Source organism: Aeromicrobium sp. MLTX1 (assembly GCF_046452335.1).
Classification (GTDB): Bacteria; Actinomycetota; Actinomycetes; order Propionibacteriales; family Nocardioidaceae; genus Aeromicrobium.
The window spans coordinates 1,366,573-1,381,289 of record NZ_JBKFDN010000001.1; the positions used below are offsets into that span (position 1 = coordinate 1,366,573).

Sequence of the window (14,717 nt, forward strand, 5' to 3'; positions counted from 1 at the left end):
TGGGTGGTCCTAGAGTCGGGGCATGGGGGTGAGAGGCCGGTTCCTGCTGCTGCTCGGGCTGCGCTGGCTGGCCACCGGACTGCTCATGCCGGTCTCCCTGCTGCTGCCCCTGGAGCGGGGTCTGACGATCGCCGAGGTGGGCCTCGCGATGGCCGCCCAGGGCGTCGTCGTGCTGGTCATGGAGATCCCCAGTGGGGCGCTCGCGGACTCGTGGGGGCGCCGCCCGGTGTTCATCGCGTCGGGCGTCGCGGCGATCGCGGCCTACGGCCTCACGCTCGTGGCGCAGTCGGTGCTGGCGTTCGCGCTGGCCTGGGCCGTCAGCGGCCTGTTCCGGGCGCTCGACAGCGGAGCGCTCGAGTCGTGGTTCGTCGACGCCGAGAACGCCCGGGGCGCCTCGGACGAGGTGCCCTCCGCGCTGGCCCTGGCCGGTGGTGTCATCAGCGGCGCCATCGCGGTCGGCTCGGTGCTCACCGCGGGGCTGCTCTACGTCGCCCCCTGGTCCGACGGGGTCTCGCTGGCCGTGCCCTACGCCCTGTCGATCGCCATCGTCGTCGTGCAGATCGTGTGCGCGCGGCTGCTGATGGAGTCGGTCCAGCACACCGAGGAGGCGGCGCCGGGCTGGCGCGCGACGCTCGTCTCAGGGGTGCGCGTGGCGTTCGGCCGCCGGCTGCGCCTGCTCACCGCCGCGATGCTGCTGTGCGGCGTCGCCGTGGCGGGACTCGAGCTGCTGATGCCCGTGCGGCTCGCGGAGTTCTCCTCCGACACCTCCAGTGCGGGCACCGTGCTGGGCATCGTGTCGTCGATCGCGTGGGGACTCGCGGCGCTCGGCGCCACGGTGGCCTCGCGGGTGCTGCGCGAGGTCGGGCCCGGGGTCCTGGCGCCGATCCTGGGCGCGGCTGAGGCGCTCGGCCTCGCGGTCATGGCGATCGCCGGTGGGCCGGTCGCGCTGATCGCGGGCTTCTGGCTCTGCTACCTCGTGCACACGTCGTTCGGCGCCGCCTACAACGCGCTCGTGCACGACCGCGTCACCGAGGCGAACCGCGCGACCGCGCTCTCGGTCACCTCGATGGCGTTCCTGGGCTCGGCGTCGGCCGGGGGAGTGGCGCTCGGATTCGTCGCCGACGAGCTCAGCGCCGCCCGGGCCCTCGTCGCCGCTGCTGCGGTCATGCTGCTCGCCGCGGTCCTCGTGGCCGGAGCCGCCCGTCAGCGCGGCGTCACGGCTCAGCGGTAGTTGGTGAACCGGCCCCGCGGGGTCGGCAGTGGTTGGCAATTCGCGGGTATGGCCTCTGACCTGCGGAAACGCGTTGGTGGGTACCGGAGGCCGTCGGAGGTCTTGCGGACTTTCTGCGGACTCTGGAGGATCCCCGAATCGGGCGTAGGGTCGGGGCATGTCGCTGAGCGCATCGGAGTTCTACGAAGCGGGTCTGAACCTGCCGCCTTCCGTGCGCAAGGACGTCGCCCTCCGACTCCTGGAGTCGGTCGAGGTTGACGACGAGTCGATCGCGCAGGCGTGGACGGCGGAGATCTCCGCGCGGGTGGACGAGGTCGGCGGTGGCACCGTCCAGACCGTCCCGCGCGAGCGGGTCTTCGCCGACATCGCCGCTCGGCGAACTGCTCGCGACGCATGACCCTCGCCTTCGCCTTCCACCCGGAGACCTAAGCCGAGGGCGACTGGCCACGACCTCGACCCAGTTGATGCTTTGGCCCTTGCCCGGTGCGATCCTCCTAACGTCCTCCAACTTAGGATGATCAGTTAGGAGGATCGCACATCCTTAAGGGCCTCGATGTCATCCTCGAAAACTCGGCTATCCTCCTAGGTGTTCGTTACCTAGGAGGAGCAATGCCGGCAGGTGTCGACGTCCTTGTCGCCGAACTACGCAAGTTTGGGGCCGAGGCAACCGCAGTCGAGGTCAAGCGCGCGACCGGTGGATTGCCGAAGAGCGCGCGCGAATCGCTCTCCAGCTTTTCGAACACCCCGGGTGGGGGCACATTGGCGCTCGGGCTGGACGAAGCCGCGGGTTTCGCCGCGGTCGGTCTTGAGGACCCTGCGAAGATGATGGCCGACCTGGCGTCAATGTGCCGAGAGGACATGGTTCCTCCCTTGAAGCCCGAGATTGAGATTGCCGAGGTCGACGGCCGTCCGATCCTCGTTGCCAACGTCCCGGAGCTAGCGAGAGAGCAGAAGCCCTGCTACGTCCGGTCCCTGGGCAAGGAACGTGGCAGCTATATCCGCGTTGGGGAGAGCGACAGGCGCCTTACCTCCGAAGAAGTGCAACAAGTCGTCGCCGATCGGGGTCAGCCTCAGTTCGACAGCGAGGTGGTCTCGGAGGCGACCCCCGATGACCTAGATCGCGTCGCGGTCGACGCCTTTGTCGCTCGAATGCGCGAAAACAACCCTCGCATTTTCGCGGAGGAACCGGCAGGGGTGGTTCTGCGTATGACAAAGGTGATTGTGCGCGACGCCAAGGGTGGTGAGCACCCAACGATGGCCGGAGTTCTCGCCCTCGGTCGTTACCCCCAGCAGTTCTTTCCGCAGTTGAACGTCACCTTCGTGCACTATCCGACCGCCACTGGAGAGAGCACACACGCTGGCGTCCGATTCCTGGACAATGTGAGCATCGACGGGCCAATCCCGGCAATGGTGGCCGAGGCGATGAGTGTCATCCGACGGAACATGAGCCGCCGCGCCCTCATTACCGGCGAAGGGCGCCGCGACATGTGGGAGTACCCACCCGAGGCACTTCGCGAGGCTCTCGTCAACGCATTGGTGCACCGAGATTTGAGCCCTGGTTCGCGCGGGAACCAAGTGCAGATCGAGATGTACCCTGATCGACTGCGCCTCATGAATCCGGGCGGACTCTTCGGGGCCGTCGACCTTGAACGGTTGGGCGAGGAAGGGCGATCCTCTGCGCGTAACAGTCTCCTCATGAAGTTGTTGGAGGACGTGCAGGTTCCAGACGAGGACCGGACGGTTTGCGAGAACCGTGGCTCCGGCATTCGCGCGATGATCTCAGCTCTGCGGCATGCGGGAATGAGTCCACCCCGGTTCAAAGACTCCACGACAGCATTCGAGGTGTTGCTGCCGAACCACACTCTGTTGGACGACGAAACGGTCGCGTGGCTGCAACTGCTGGGACGTGAAGGTCTTCGGGATTCCCAATGCACGGGCCTAGCGCTGATGCGTCGGGGCGAGGTCATGGACAACGCAAAGTACCGTGCTGCCACGGGTATCACTGATAGCCGCGCGGCCACGTTCGAGTTGCAAGACTTGGTTGCGCGCGAGTTGGTGACCCAAACCGGAACGCGCGGCGGTGCGCGCTACACGCTTTCTGAGTACGCCGCGACAGTCCACATGCGCGGCAGGCGGCCACGGCCTAACCGGCGCCGACAGGTCCTCGACTTGCTGGGGCTTCGCGGCGAGTTGTCCAAGACCGAGATAAGTGAACTCCTTGGTCTCAACCCGAAGACCGCCGAGCACTGGCTACGAACTCTGAAGGCGGAGGGCAGCGTCGAACCGACCCAACCCGGTCGCGGCAGCAAACACACGAGGTATCGGCTCAGCGCCAAGGCAAGGCAGGAGCCCCTTTTCCCGGGCATGGACCTCTGACTAGCGACTGGGCGCGCGCACCAGCAGGTGCCCGGGCTACTGGAGAACCTGGGCCCCGGCTGACCGGCGCGCGGCCGTCCCGCGCCGGAGGCCCCGCCGTCAAAGGCGGCTCTGAGGACGGTTGGTCTGTTCGGTGAGCCACTGGACGAGATCGGCGCGCCAGTAGCGGACGTGGCGGCCGAGCTTGAAGCTGCGGGGGCCGCAGCCGAGGTGGCGCCAGTAGCGGAGGGTGCCTTCGGGGACCCGGAGTAGTCGGCAGGCTTCTTGGAGGCTGAGCATTTCGTCCCCGAGGTTGTTCCTGGGCCCGTCTTCGGGGTTCATGAGTGCGGTCATGGCTGTCGTCCTTGCTGGTCGTTGAGGCCAAGCGATTCTCGACCTCACCCAGTGGGTGTGTAACCACTTCCTATCGATGTTCAGCGATAAAGTGTGGTGATGCTGACGGACGTGACGGTGATTGAGCAGGCTCGCAGGGCGGCGGGGATCTCCCAGCAGCAAATGGCGCGCTGGTCGGGGACTCAGCAGTCGTCGGTCTCGGAGTATGAGTCGCGCAAGAAGTCCCCGACGTTGGAGGTGGTCGAGCGGCTGTTGGAAGCTGCCGATGCCGAACTCGCGGTGAAGCCGGTCATCGATTTCGACGAACGCCAGGATTCCGAAGGCGGCACGTTTCTCGTGCCGGACCGGCTGTGGTCGGTGCCGATGCCCGACTGCTTCAGCAAGATCCAGGTCGCCGGCATCATGTTCGGGTCGCCTCGCACCCGGGTCTGGGACTTGTCGGTGGAGGCCGAACGGATCGACTACTACGAGTGGGCGATCGTCGGCCTCAGCTCCGATCTGATGCTCGACTCCATCGACGGGATCCTGCTGATGCAGGTGTGGGAACGCCTGAACATTCCCGACGTGGTCCAGGCGGCTTGGCAGCCGGTCATCGATGCCGCGACCGTCTCTCAGGACAGGTCACCGCGCGACCCGGCGGGGTTCAGTGCCTGGATCACCAAGCAGGTCGGTGTCGAGTGGCGCCCGATCCGCAAACGCAAGCCCCGGCCTCAGAAGCCGATCCCGCCGCGGGACCCGAACTCGACGTACAACGTCTGGCGTCGACTCTCCTCATCCAGTGACTGACGTCGCTTCTGACTGCCGTAACGGTCGACGGCGTCGAGGGCCTGCTGCTTCGCGTGCGCTGGCCAAGGTCGGCGCGGTCGCGGCTGAACACGTCGATCCATTGCCGCCGCGCGAGCTCGACCGAGTCGGCGACGAGGTGTGCGGTGTTCGAGGAACGACCTCGCGTCATGGCGACGTAGGCGGCTGCTGCTCCGGTGGTGTCGTCGATGGCGACGTGCGCGGAGTCGACGGTCTCGCCCTGGGCGCCGTGCACGGTGCGGGCGTAGGCGAGTTCGACGAACCGCGCCGCGTAGTCGGCCGGGATCGCGCGATCGCGTCCGCGGCCACGTAGGAGCAGGCTGCCGTCGTTCTCGACCCCGATCACGGTCCAGGTCTGACGGTTCGCGACCTGGAGACTCGGATCGTTGCGGCGAGTGGCGACCCGGTCGCCGAGCCCGATCTGCTCCCCGTGGGCGGTCGTGACACCGGCTGCCGGCGGGGCGGTGTTCCTGCAGTCCCGAATGGCGGCGTTGAGCTGGGCGACCTGCTCGCGGGTGTCGGCGATGACCAGGTCGCCGCAAACCCCAGCTCCGGCGAGGGAAGCGGTCCGTTCCGGTTCAGAGACGTGGACTACGACCTGCCCTCGGCGGTGGAGTGCATCGAAGATCGCGCCCGGGTCCTCTCCGGTGCGCATCCGCAGGCTCAACGCGGCGTAGTCGGGATCGGCGAATCGGTGCACCTTCTCGAGCCTCGTGACGGCTGTCGGGTGCGCCAACGCGACGGCGTGGTCGAGGACGCCGCCGCGACCGACGGCGGGCAGCTGATGGCGGTCACCGACGAAGGCCACCCGAGCCCCGGTCTCGTCGGCGAGGGTGAGGAGCGCGCGAGCCGTGTCCTGGTCGAGCATCCCGGCCTCGTCGATGAGCAGGAGATCACCGGTGCCGAGCCTGGCCGCGCTGCTCGGGGTGGGGTTCGGTTGGCGGGTCCAGACACCGTCCGCCGTCCAGCGCCACCCGTGTTGGTGGATCAGCCAGGCGGCGGAGTGGCCTTCGGCTCCGGTTTCGGTGGCGGCGACCTCGGCGGCCTTCAGCGTCGGCGTCACCACCACCAGTCGGTGGCCTTGCCGCGCCAGCGCGTCCTGGACTGAGCGCAGGGCGGTGGTCTTCCCGGCGCCGGCCGCACCTTCGACCACGACCAGTGGCCCGTCGCCGCCCAGGACGCCGACCACGGCGGCTTGGGTCGGGTCAATCCGCACCAGGCCACGCCCGGCGATGCGAGCCTTGCGGGCTGGCAGAGTCCCACGCCGCGCGATCCGGTCGACGATGTCGTCCTCGATGTCGAGCACTGTCCGCGAGCACAGCGATCGGACGTGTTCGGGCGTCTCCGTGCCGCCGAGCAGCTGCACACACAGGTCGACGGCTCGAGCCGTGATGTCCCCGGCGAGTTCGGCCCTCGCGGCTGGGTCGGAGATGAGTGCGGTATGTGTGAGCAGGACCTCGGTCTTGCCGCGGATGTCGGCGGAGTTCCATGCCGATCGTTTGGCGCCGAGCATCGTGATCACGAGCTCGGCGGCGGCATCGCGGTCGATCCATCCCGGGTGGGTCCCAGTGAGCGGGACAGAGCCGGTCGGGTCCTCGTAGCCGAGGTCGCGCAGTTCGGCGTTCCAGCTCGCCACGAGTTCTCTGCCGTCCTTGGGCACGATCTTGTCGGGGCGGGCTGTTGCCCAAGCGCGCCTGTCCCAGGCCTCGCGCAGTCGAGGACCGGGTTTTTCCCCGTGGTGATCGCTGCGCCAGGCGGCTTCGTACCGGTCGACGTTGCGGCGGATCTGCGCGGTCCGCGCGCTGAACGCGCCGACGTAGGGGAGAAGTTCGCGGATCTCGCTGGTCTTGGCGTCGAGCACGAACCCGTGCGCGGCGAGGACCGACCGGAAGTGCGCGTCGGTGGCGACCGCAGCGTGTCCGATCCCGTTGATGGCTTCGATGCTGTCGCGGATCCCGACCGAGTGGATGCCTCGCCATGCGCCCGCCGCCCGGACCCGGGCATTGATCTGCAGATGGAGATGACGGTGCGGATCACCGGCCCGCGAGGTGTAGTGCCGGATGACGGCTGCTTCGATCGACCCGACGGGTACCTGCACCTGCCGTCCGCGCGGGCCCACTCGTGTGGTCGCGTGTTCGGCGACCCAGCCGACGATCTGGTTGGCCGCCCGATCCTGCGCGGCATCCAGAGCCGCCGAGATGTCCGGGTGGAGTGCAGCGGCCAGTGACCAGGTCTTGGGCCCATTGACGGTGACCTCGACGAAACGGAGCGCGTTCGCGTCGTCGCGGAGCCGGCCCTTCTTGGCGCCTGTGTCGACATCGATACCAGCGACCCACTGCTCGTAAGTCGCACCGTCCATCGGACCGGCCTGGCCGACGCCGTCGCGGGTGGCGCTGAGTCGTTCAGCGACTCCGGTGCCCTCGGCGAGGTAGTAGTCGTCGGCGCGGGAGCGATCACGTTCCACGTAGGCGCGCGCGGCCTTCGCGTCGCCCCGGTAGAACTTCGCGCCGCCATGCACTCGAATCACCGTCCCGACGACGTCCGTCGACAACCAACGGACCCCTATAAATGGCTGAAGGGCCGCCCTTTTCAGGACAACCCCATCTACGTCCTTCGTAGCATGCGTGCCGACACATTGAAAGGCTCTGACAGCAACGCGCAGGCGACAAAGAACGAAAAACCGAGCAGCCAACGACAGTCAACGAGGACACGAGAAGCGGCCTCTGAAGGCGACGACACGGTGACTCCGGGCAGGAAGCGTTGCGAAGTGACAGGAGCCGGTCGTCGGCGCGACGCAGGATCGGGGTGACGGCGTCCATGGGCCTGAGATGCGGCTGACCAGGGCCGCGCGCACGACTTCTTGGTGCGGCGCGTAGGGCGGGTTGCTGAGCAATAGGCTTAAGCCGTGAAAGCGACGGATCTTGCCCAGGTGCGGACCACCCTATGGACGGCGGCGGACAAGCGGCGAGCGAACTCGTCCCTGTCGGTGGGGCAGTTCCGGGCGGCGATTCTTGGGCTCGTGTTCTTGGCGTATGCCGAGAACCGCTTCGACGAGGTCAGCCCCGAGGTCGAGTCGAAGGCAAGCGCCCGCAACCCATCGACTCCCGCCGACTACAAGGCCAGGTCGGTGCTCTACCTGCCCGAGGCCTCGCGGCTGTCATATCTCGTCGACCTGCCTGAAGCCGAAGACCTCGGCAAGGCCGTCGATGAGGCCATCAAGGGAGTCGAGGCGAAGAACCCCGAGCTGAAGGACGTCCTTCCGCGCGGCTACTCCCGTCTCGACCGGGCCACGCTGATCGAGCTGCTGCGGCTCTTCGCGCCCCTGCCTGAGCAGCTCGGCGGCGATGCCTTCGGACTGATCTACGAGGACTTCCTGTCCAATTTCGCAGCGCAGGAAGGTAAGGGCGGTGGCGAGTTCTTCACGCCCTACTCGATCGTCCGGCTAATCGTGGAGATCCTCGAACCGTTCCACGGCCGTGTCCTCGACCCGGCCTGCGGCTCGGGAGGCATGTTCGTCCAATGTGCCAAGTTCGTCGAACGCCATGCGGCGTCCGACGAGAAGGGGGCCGCAACCAAGCAGCTCAGCATCTTCGGCACCGAGAAGACCGAGGAAACGGTGCCGTTGGCCAAGATGAACCTCGCCCTCCACGGGCTCTCCGGGGACATCCGGTTGGCGAACACCTACTACGAGGACCCGCACGACGTGGTCGGAGCATTCGACTTCGTGATGGCCAACCCGCCCTTCAACGTCGACGAGGTCCGCAAGGAGCAGCTCGCCGGCGACAAACGGTTCCCCTTCGGCATCCCCAAGCCCGACAACGCGAACTACCTGTGGATTCAGGAGTTCTACTCCGCGCTCGCACCAAAGGGCCGGGCCGGATTCGTCATGGCCAACAGCGCCGGCGATGCCGGGCATTCCGAGAAGCAGATTCGCAAGCAAATCGTCGAGTCCGGCGCGGTCGACGTCATGGTCGCCATCGGCTCCAACTTCTTCTACACCGTCACCCTGCCGGTGACGTTGTGGTTCTTCGATAAGGCCAAGATCGGCACGACCCGCGAAGACCAGGTCCTCTTCCTCGACGCCCGCCACGTCTACAACCAGATCGACCGCGCCCACCGCGACTTCAATCCCGAGCAGATCGAGTTCCTCGCGAACGTCGTCCGCCTCTACCGAGGCGAGGACGTCGAGTCGAGCGAGGGCAGCGACGTGCTGCTCAAGGAGCACTTCCCCGACGGGAAATACGCCGACGTCGCCGGCCTCTGCAAGATCGCCACCCGCGCCGAGATCGAAGCCCAGGGCTGGAGCCTCAACCCCGGCCGCTACACCGGTTCGGCCGCCGTGGCCGAGGACGACGAGGACTTCGCCGTCAAGATCGAGGAGCTGTATGAGGAGTTCACCCTCCTGAGTAACGAAGCCGACGGGCTGCGCGCCAAAGTGGATGCCGCCATCCAGGGGATTCTCGACGTATGAGCGACTGGCGCGACACCACCCTCGGCGACTTCCTCACGCTCCAACGCGGGTTCGACCTCACGCAGAAGGGCTCGACTCCTGGCGATTTCCCCGTCATCTCCTCCGGTGGCTCCAACTACACCACCGACATTGCGAAGGTCGACGGCCCGGGTGTTGTCACCGGACGAAAGGGTGTCTTGGGGAAGGTTCATTGGAGCGAAGGGCCGTACTGGCCGCATGACACAACACTCTGGGTGAAGGACTTCAAAGGATCGAACCCGCGCTTCGTCTACTACCTGCTTCAGACACTCCGCCTCGCCGATCTCGACGCGGGCGCTGCCAACCCTACGCTGAATCGAAACCATGCCCACCTGTTGCCGATCCGGGTCCCAGGCCCAATCAACCAGGCGGCGATTGCCTCTTCGCTGCGGGCTCTTGACGACCTGATCGAGAACAACCGGAGGCGAGTGGCGGTGCTGGAGGAGATGGCGCGGGCCATCTACCGCGAGTGGTTCGTGAAGTTCTGCTACCCCGGCCACGAGGACGTCCCCCTCGTCGACTCCGCCCTCGGCCCGATCCCGGAGGGGTGGGAGGTCTCGACGTGTGGCGCAGAGTTGAACTTCACCGGCGGTGGCACGCCATCGAAGTCGGACCCCGCGTACTGGGACGGCGGGACCGTTGCTTGGTACACGCCAACCGATCTCACCAAGACGGGCTGGCGATATTCGGCGCCTTCGGAGTTGGCCATTACCGAGCAAGGGCTGGCTAAGAGCTCGGCGAAAATGTTTCCCGCAGGGTCGGTGCTGATGACGAGCCGGGCGACACTCGGAGTCCTCGCCATTGCCACCACCGAGGCGACGACCAACCAAGGGTTCATAGTCATCCTTCCTGATGAGCGGTGGAGCCCGAGCTTCATCTACGAGTGGCTGGAGTCGAAGGCCGGTGAACTCGCGGCACTCGGCACTGGCGCCACCTTCAAGGAGATCACGAAAGGCTCCTTCAAGCGTTTCCCGTTCGTGGTGCCCGACCGGTCGGTGCTTAACGACTACCGAGCGGCGACTGAGCCAGTGGAAGGCCAAGTCCACGTTCTCGAGCAGCAGATTCGCAACCTGTCCTCGCTCCGCGACTTGCTCCTGCCGAAGCTGGTGACCGGCCAGATCGACGTCTCGTCGCTCGACCTGGATGCGTTGGTCGAGGGTCAGGTGGCGTGATGGCGCCGACGGGTCCGGAGTTCGCCTATGTTGAGAGGCCCAGCATGGAGTTGCTGGGGCAGCTCGGCTGGACGCAGGTGGATGCTTTCCACGAGACTCTCGGACCTGCAGGCACGCTGGGCCGCGACTCCCAGCACGACGTGGTGTTGACTCATCGGCTGCGGTTCGCGATGCGCAAACTCAACGCCCCCGAGGTCCCGGACGTCTCGATCAACGAGGCGATCGAGATGCTCACCAAGGACCGCTCGGTCATGGACCGGGTACGGGCCAACCGGGAGGTCTACGACCTGCTGCGCGATGGTCACCGCGCCGAGTGGACCGACGAGAACGGGGAAAAGAGGATCGAGACCTTGCGGTTCCTTGACCTTAGTGACCCGGCCAACAACGACCTGTTGGCCGTGCAGCAGATGTGGGTCAAGGGCAACCTGCACTCGCGTCGCCTCGATGTCGCCCTGTTCGTCAACGGTGTGCCGCTGGTGCTGATGGAGTTCAAGGAGCCGAACGAGGCGATCAAGTCGGCGTACGGCCGGAACCTGACCGACTACCGCGACACCATTCCGCAGCTCTTCATCCCCAACTGCTTCGTGCTGCTGTCCAACGGCAGCCAGGCAAAGGTCGGCGCGACGTACGCGCCGTGGGAGTTTTTCGGCGACTGGAAGGTCATCGACGCGGCGGGCACTCGTGGCGCGATCGCGCTGGAGACCGCGCTGCGCGGTACCTGTGATCCGGAGATCCTGCTGGACCTGTTCGAGAACTTCGTCACCTATCTGGAGCGCCCGGGCGGACTCATCAAGACCGTCGCCCGCTCCCATCAGTACCTCGGCGTCAACGCCGCGATCGACAACCTGCGCCGCGCCCGAGCTGAGCAGGACAAGCGTCTCGGGGTGTTCTGGCACACCCAGGGCTCGGGCAAGAGCCTGTCGATGCTGTGGTTCACCCAGAAGGTGCTGCGCCAGGTCGCCGGCAAGTGGACGTTCGTGATGGTCACCGACCGCACCGAGCTCGACACCCAGCTCCACGGCGAGTTCGCCGATGCCGGGGCGATCCCGCCCGAGGCGAAGGTGCATGCGGAGTCGATCGCCCACCTGCGCGACCTGCTGGCGGCCGACCACCGTTACGTGTTCACGCTGATCCAGAAGTTCCAGCCGTCCAAGGCCGCCGGCGAGCGGGAGATGCCGGTGCTGTCGGACCGCTCTGACGTCATCGTCATCACCGACGAGGCACACCGCAGCCAATACGACACCCTCGCGCTCAACATGCGCCGTGCCCTGCCCAACGCCTCGATGATGGGCTTCACCGGCACGCCGCTGATTGCTGGCGAGGAGCAGGCGACCCGGGAGCAGTTCGGCAAATACGTCAGCATCTACAACTTCCGCGACGCCATCGAGGACGGCGCGACGGTGCCGCTCTACTACGAGAACCGCATCCCCGAGGTGCAGCTGGTCAACGAGAACTTCTCGGACGAGCTCGACGCTCTGTTGGAGGCGGCCGAACTCGACGAGGATGCCGAGGGCGCGCTGGCCCGCGAGTTCGGCACGCAGTACACGCTGCTGACCCGACCCGAGCGTCTGAGGACCATCGCCGCAGACTTGGTGCGGCACTTCGTCGGGCGCGGGTTCTCCGGCAAGGCCATGTATGTCGGCCTCGACAAGGCGGCCGCCGTTCGCATGCACGACCTGGTCAAGGAGGCGTGGGCCGAGCACCTCGCCGAGTTGCGCGAGAAGCACGATGCGCTGCCTGAGTTGGAGCGCCCGTGGTTGGCGTCGCGGATCGAGCTGATGGAGACGACCGACATGGCGGTCGTGGTCTCCCAGAGCCAGAACGAGCTGAAGATGCTCGATGAGCGGGGACTCGACATTCGACCTCACCGCGAGCGCATGAACCGCGAAGACCTCGCCGAGAACTTCAAGGACGCCTCCGATCCGCTGCGGCTCGTCTTCGTCTGTGCGATGTGGATGACCGGTTTCGATGCCCCGAGCGTCTCGACGGTCTACCTCGACCGGCCGATGAAGAACCACACCCTGATGCAGACCATCGCCCGGGCCAACCGCGTCTTCCCCGAGAAGGACAACGGTCTCATCGTCGACTACGTCGGCGTCTTCCGGAATCTGGAGAAGGCCCTGGCCGTTTACGGCGCTACGAGTGCGGGTGAGTCGCCCATCGAGATCATCGACGCGCTCGCCGGCGAGTTGGACGAGGCCCTCGCCGACCTGATCTCGTTCTGCGCAGGCGTCGGCGTCGATCTCGTGGCGATGCGCGACGCTGAAGGGTTCGACCACATCGCCAAACGCGACGCCGCCGTCGAGGCGCTGCTGGTCGACGAGGAGACCCGCAACGACTTCACCGTCAAGGCCCGCCAGGTCCGCAAACTCTTCAAGGCACTACTGCCTAACCCGAAGGCAGCCGCTCAACAGCGCAACGTCGCCGCGATCCGAGTGCTGCACGAGCGCATCGCGGAAGTCACACGTCCTCCCGAGGCTGACATCTCTGCGGTGGCCGACGCGGTCGATGCTCTGCTCGACAGGTCGGTCGGCGCCGAGGAGTACGTGATCCGCGCCGCGACCGAGGGCACCAAACCCGATCCCCTGATCGACCTGTCGCTCATCGACTTCGACGGCCTCACCGCCAAGTTCGCCGGCCGCAAACGGGCGGAGACCGACCGGCTCGCCCAACTGCTCCGACAGCAGGCCATCAGCGCCGCGGTGCGCAACCCGACCCGGTACGAGCTGGTCGAACGGATCGAGCAACTCATCGAGGACTACAACGCGGGCAGCGTCAACATCGACGAGTACCTGCGCCGACTCATCGAGCTCTCTAAAACCCTGACGGTCGAGGAGGGTCGGGCGGTCCGAGAGGGCATGTCCGAGGAAGAGCTGGCGATCTTCGACCTTCTGACCCAACCTGACCCGGTCCTCACCGACGAGGAGCACGAGACGGTCAAGAGCAGCGCGAAGCAACTGCTGGAACACCTGCACGAGAAGCTCGTGCAGGACTGGCGGCGCAAGGTCGCCACCACCAACGACGTCAACAGCACCATTCGCCGGGTCCTGGACCAGAGCCTGCCCGAGACGCCCTACACCGTCGACATCTTCCACACCAAGGTCCAGCTCATCTTCGACCACGTCCTCACCGCCTACGGCGACAACGGCGAGAGCGCCTACGACTCGCGTCCTGACCTTCAGTTCACGCGAAGCGTCGGGGTTGAGTACTCCGGCCCCATGGACGTCAACAAGATCGCCGACGACGTAGTCACCCGTATCCACTCTGACCCCGAGTTCGCGGCACGAGTTGCGCAGGAACTTGGCGCTCCGAGAGCTCGCGATAGCGAGGAGTAAGTCCGCTCCGTTGCGGCAAGAAGTCCGGCGTCTGTTCAGGATCACCGGACCTACATTTCGGTTCGCCGATTCGACGGGTGCACACGCGCGTCACTGATGCGCTCAAGCTCTTCGGCTGACAGGTAGTAGGCCAGTCGATCGAACCGGTCCTCCCGGTTGCGGCTGTCCATGATGCGGCGGTACTCGTTCAACATTCGCGTGTACGTGTCGAGCACCGGGAAGTGCGAGTTGCCTCGGTCGTGGCTCTCGATCTGAGGCCTCAACTCGGACCAGCGGTCATCGTCGCGCATCTGGAACTTGACGTAGTCGGCCATGTGGCCTTCCAAGGAATCGTTGTAGTCAAACCCTTGGAACTCGAGTGCACGGGCCAGTTCGCCGTCGACCGGGGAGCCGCCCTCCTCAAGGTGTCGAATGCTGTAGGTGAGCATCCGAAACATCTGCAAGATGTCAGTGACGCGTCGACAGTCGCGCGGGGATAGCTCTGTGCGGAACCCGGCCACCTCGTAGGAGTACTCCGCCGTGAAACCTTCCTCGAGAATGCGCGCCCGCATCAGTTGGTATTCATAGTCGCCGTCGACGTCATTGGCGTCCTCGGGCAGTACTCGCGCCAGAATCCTGTGGAGCAACGAGAGAATCTGCCGGTCGGCCAGTTTCATGGTCTCGGGTGGCCGTTCCTCGCTGCTACGACGTAGCGATTGGCCCTCGGGGTCTTGCACCGGAACCACCGCCTCCATGAGCAGGTCCCGTACGTACTCGCTGAGCGTGACGCCCTCGTCGTCCGCCATCTCCCTGAGTTCATCTCGGACTCGGTCGTCGACCCTGACGTTCAAGACAGCCATTTTCACCTCCTGTAATACTGTATGACGCTTAGCGTATCACTGTCATACGCACGAGACAACCTCGCCTATCGATTAGGGCCGGCTCGGTACGGCGCGTTTCTCGTACGGGCGCAGGGCGCCGCCGGCATTCATTTCGCA

General features: G+C 66.0%; 9 protein-coding genes and 1 pseudogene. 7 read left to right on the forward strand and 3 right to left on the reverse strand.

Going from position 1 to position 14,717, the window contains the following annotated elements:
• Positions 1–22: 22 nt before the first annotated feature.
• From ACK99Q_RS06480 to ACK99Q_RS06490, 3 genes are all read left to right on the forward strand, one after another.
• On the forward strand, positions 23–1,231 hold the full coding sequence (locus ACK99Q_RS06480; RefSeq protein ID WP_410185366.1) for an MFS transporter: 1,209 nt from the start codon (positions 23–25) through the stop codon (positions 1,229–1,231).
• Between the two features lie 157 nt (positions 1,232–1,388).
• On the forward strand, positions 1,389–1,628 hold the full coding sequence (locus tag ACK99Q_RS06485) for an addiction module protein (protein ID WP_410185367.1): 240 nt from the start codon (positions 1,389–1,391) through the stop codon (positions 1,626–1,628).
• Positions 1,629–1,840: 212 nt separating this feature from the next.
• Positions 1,841–3,607, forward strand: a complete 1,767-nt coding sequence (locus ACK99Q_RS06490) for an ATP-binding protein (protein ID WP_410185368.1) — start codon at positions 1,841–1,843, stop codon at positions 3,605–3,607.
• Between the two features lie 99 nt (positions 3,608–3,706).
• Here the strand turns inward: ACK99Q_RS06490 and ACK99Q_RS06495 are convergent, their stop codons facing one another.
• The gene (locus tag ACK99Q_RS06495) at positions 3,707–3,940 is read right to left on the reverse strand and encodes a helix-turn-helix transcriptional regulator (RefSeq protein WP_410185369.1); all 234 of its coding nucleotides are present in this window, start codon (positions 3,938–3,940) and stop codon (positions 3,707–3,709) included.
• A gap of 99 nt (positions 3,941–4,039) precedes the next feature.
• On the opposite strand from ACK99Q_RS06495, the gene ACK99Q_RS06500 reads away from it, so the two are divergent.
• Positions 4,040–4,726, forward strand: coding sequence for a helix-turn-helix domain-containing protein (locus tag ACK99Q_RS06500; RefSeq protein ID WP_410185370.1), 687 nt, complete (start codon positions 4,040–4,042; stop codon positions 4,724–4,726).
• 670 nt (positions 4,727–5,396) lie between these two features.
• On the opposite strand, the pseudogene mobF reads toward ACK99Q_RS06500, so the two are convergent.
• Positions 5,397–7,271: pseudogene (gene mobF / locus ACK99Q_RS06505) on the reverse strand (MobF family relaxase); the annotation flags it as partial.
• A 378-nt stretch (positions 7,272–7,649) separates the two neighbouring features.
• On the opposite strand from mobF, the gene ACK99Q_RS06510 reads away from it, so the two are divergent.
• The 3 genes from ACK99Q_RS06510 to ACK99Q_RS06520 are packed head-to-tail and all read left to right on the forward strand — an operon-like array spanning position 7,650 to position 13,740.
• Positions 7,650–9,215, forward strand: a complete 1,566-nt coding sequence (locus tag ACK99Q_RS06510; RefSeq protein ID WP_410185371.1) for an N-6 DNA methylase — start codon at positions 7,650–7,652, stop codon at positions 9,213–9,215.
• On the forward strand, positions 9,212–10,405 hold the full coding sequence (locus ACK99Q_RS06515) for a restriction endonuclease subunit S (protein WP_410185372.1): 1,194 nt from the start codon (positions 9,212–9,214) through the stop codon (positions 10,403–10,405). Before ACK99Q_RS06510 ends, ACK99Q_RS06515 begins: the two co-directional genes overlap by 4 nt.
• Complete coding sequence (locus ACK99Q_RS06520) at positions 10,405–13,740, forward strand: type I restriction endonuclease subunit R (protein ID WP_410186069.1); 3,336 nt, start codon at positions 10,405–10,407, stop codon at positions 13,738–13,740. Before ACK99Q_RS06515 ends, ACK99Q_RS06520 begins: the two co-directional genes overlap by 1 nt.
• A 50-nt stretch (positions 13,741–13,790) precedes the next feature.
• Here ACK99Q_RS06520 and ACK99Q_RS06525 read toward each other — a convergent pair whose 3' ends face one another.
• Complete coding sequence (locus ACK99Q_RS06525; RefSeq protein ID WP_410185373.1) at positions 13,791–14,579, reverse strand: YfbU family protein; 789 nt, start codon at positions 14,577–14,579, stop codon at positions 13,791–13,793.
• Between the last annotated feature and the right edge of the window lie 138 nt (positions 14,580–14,717).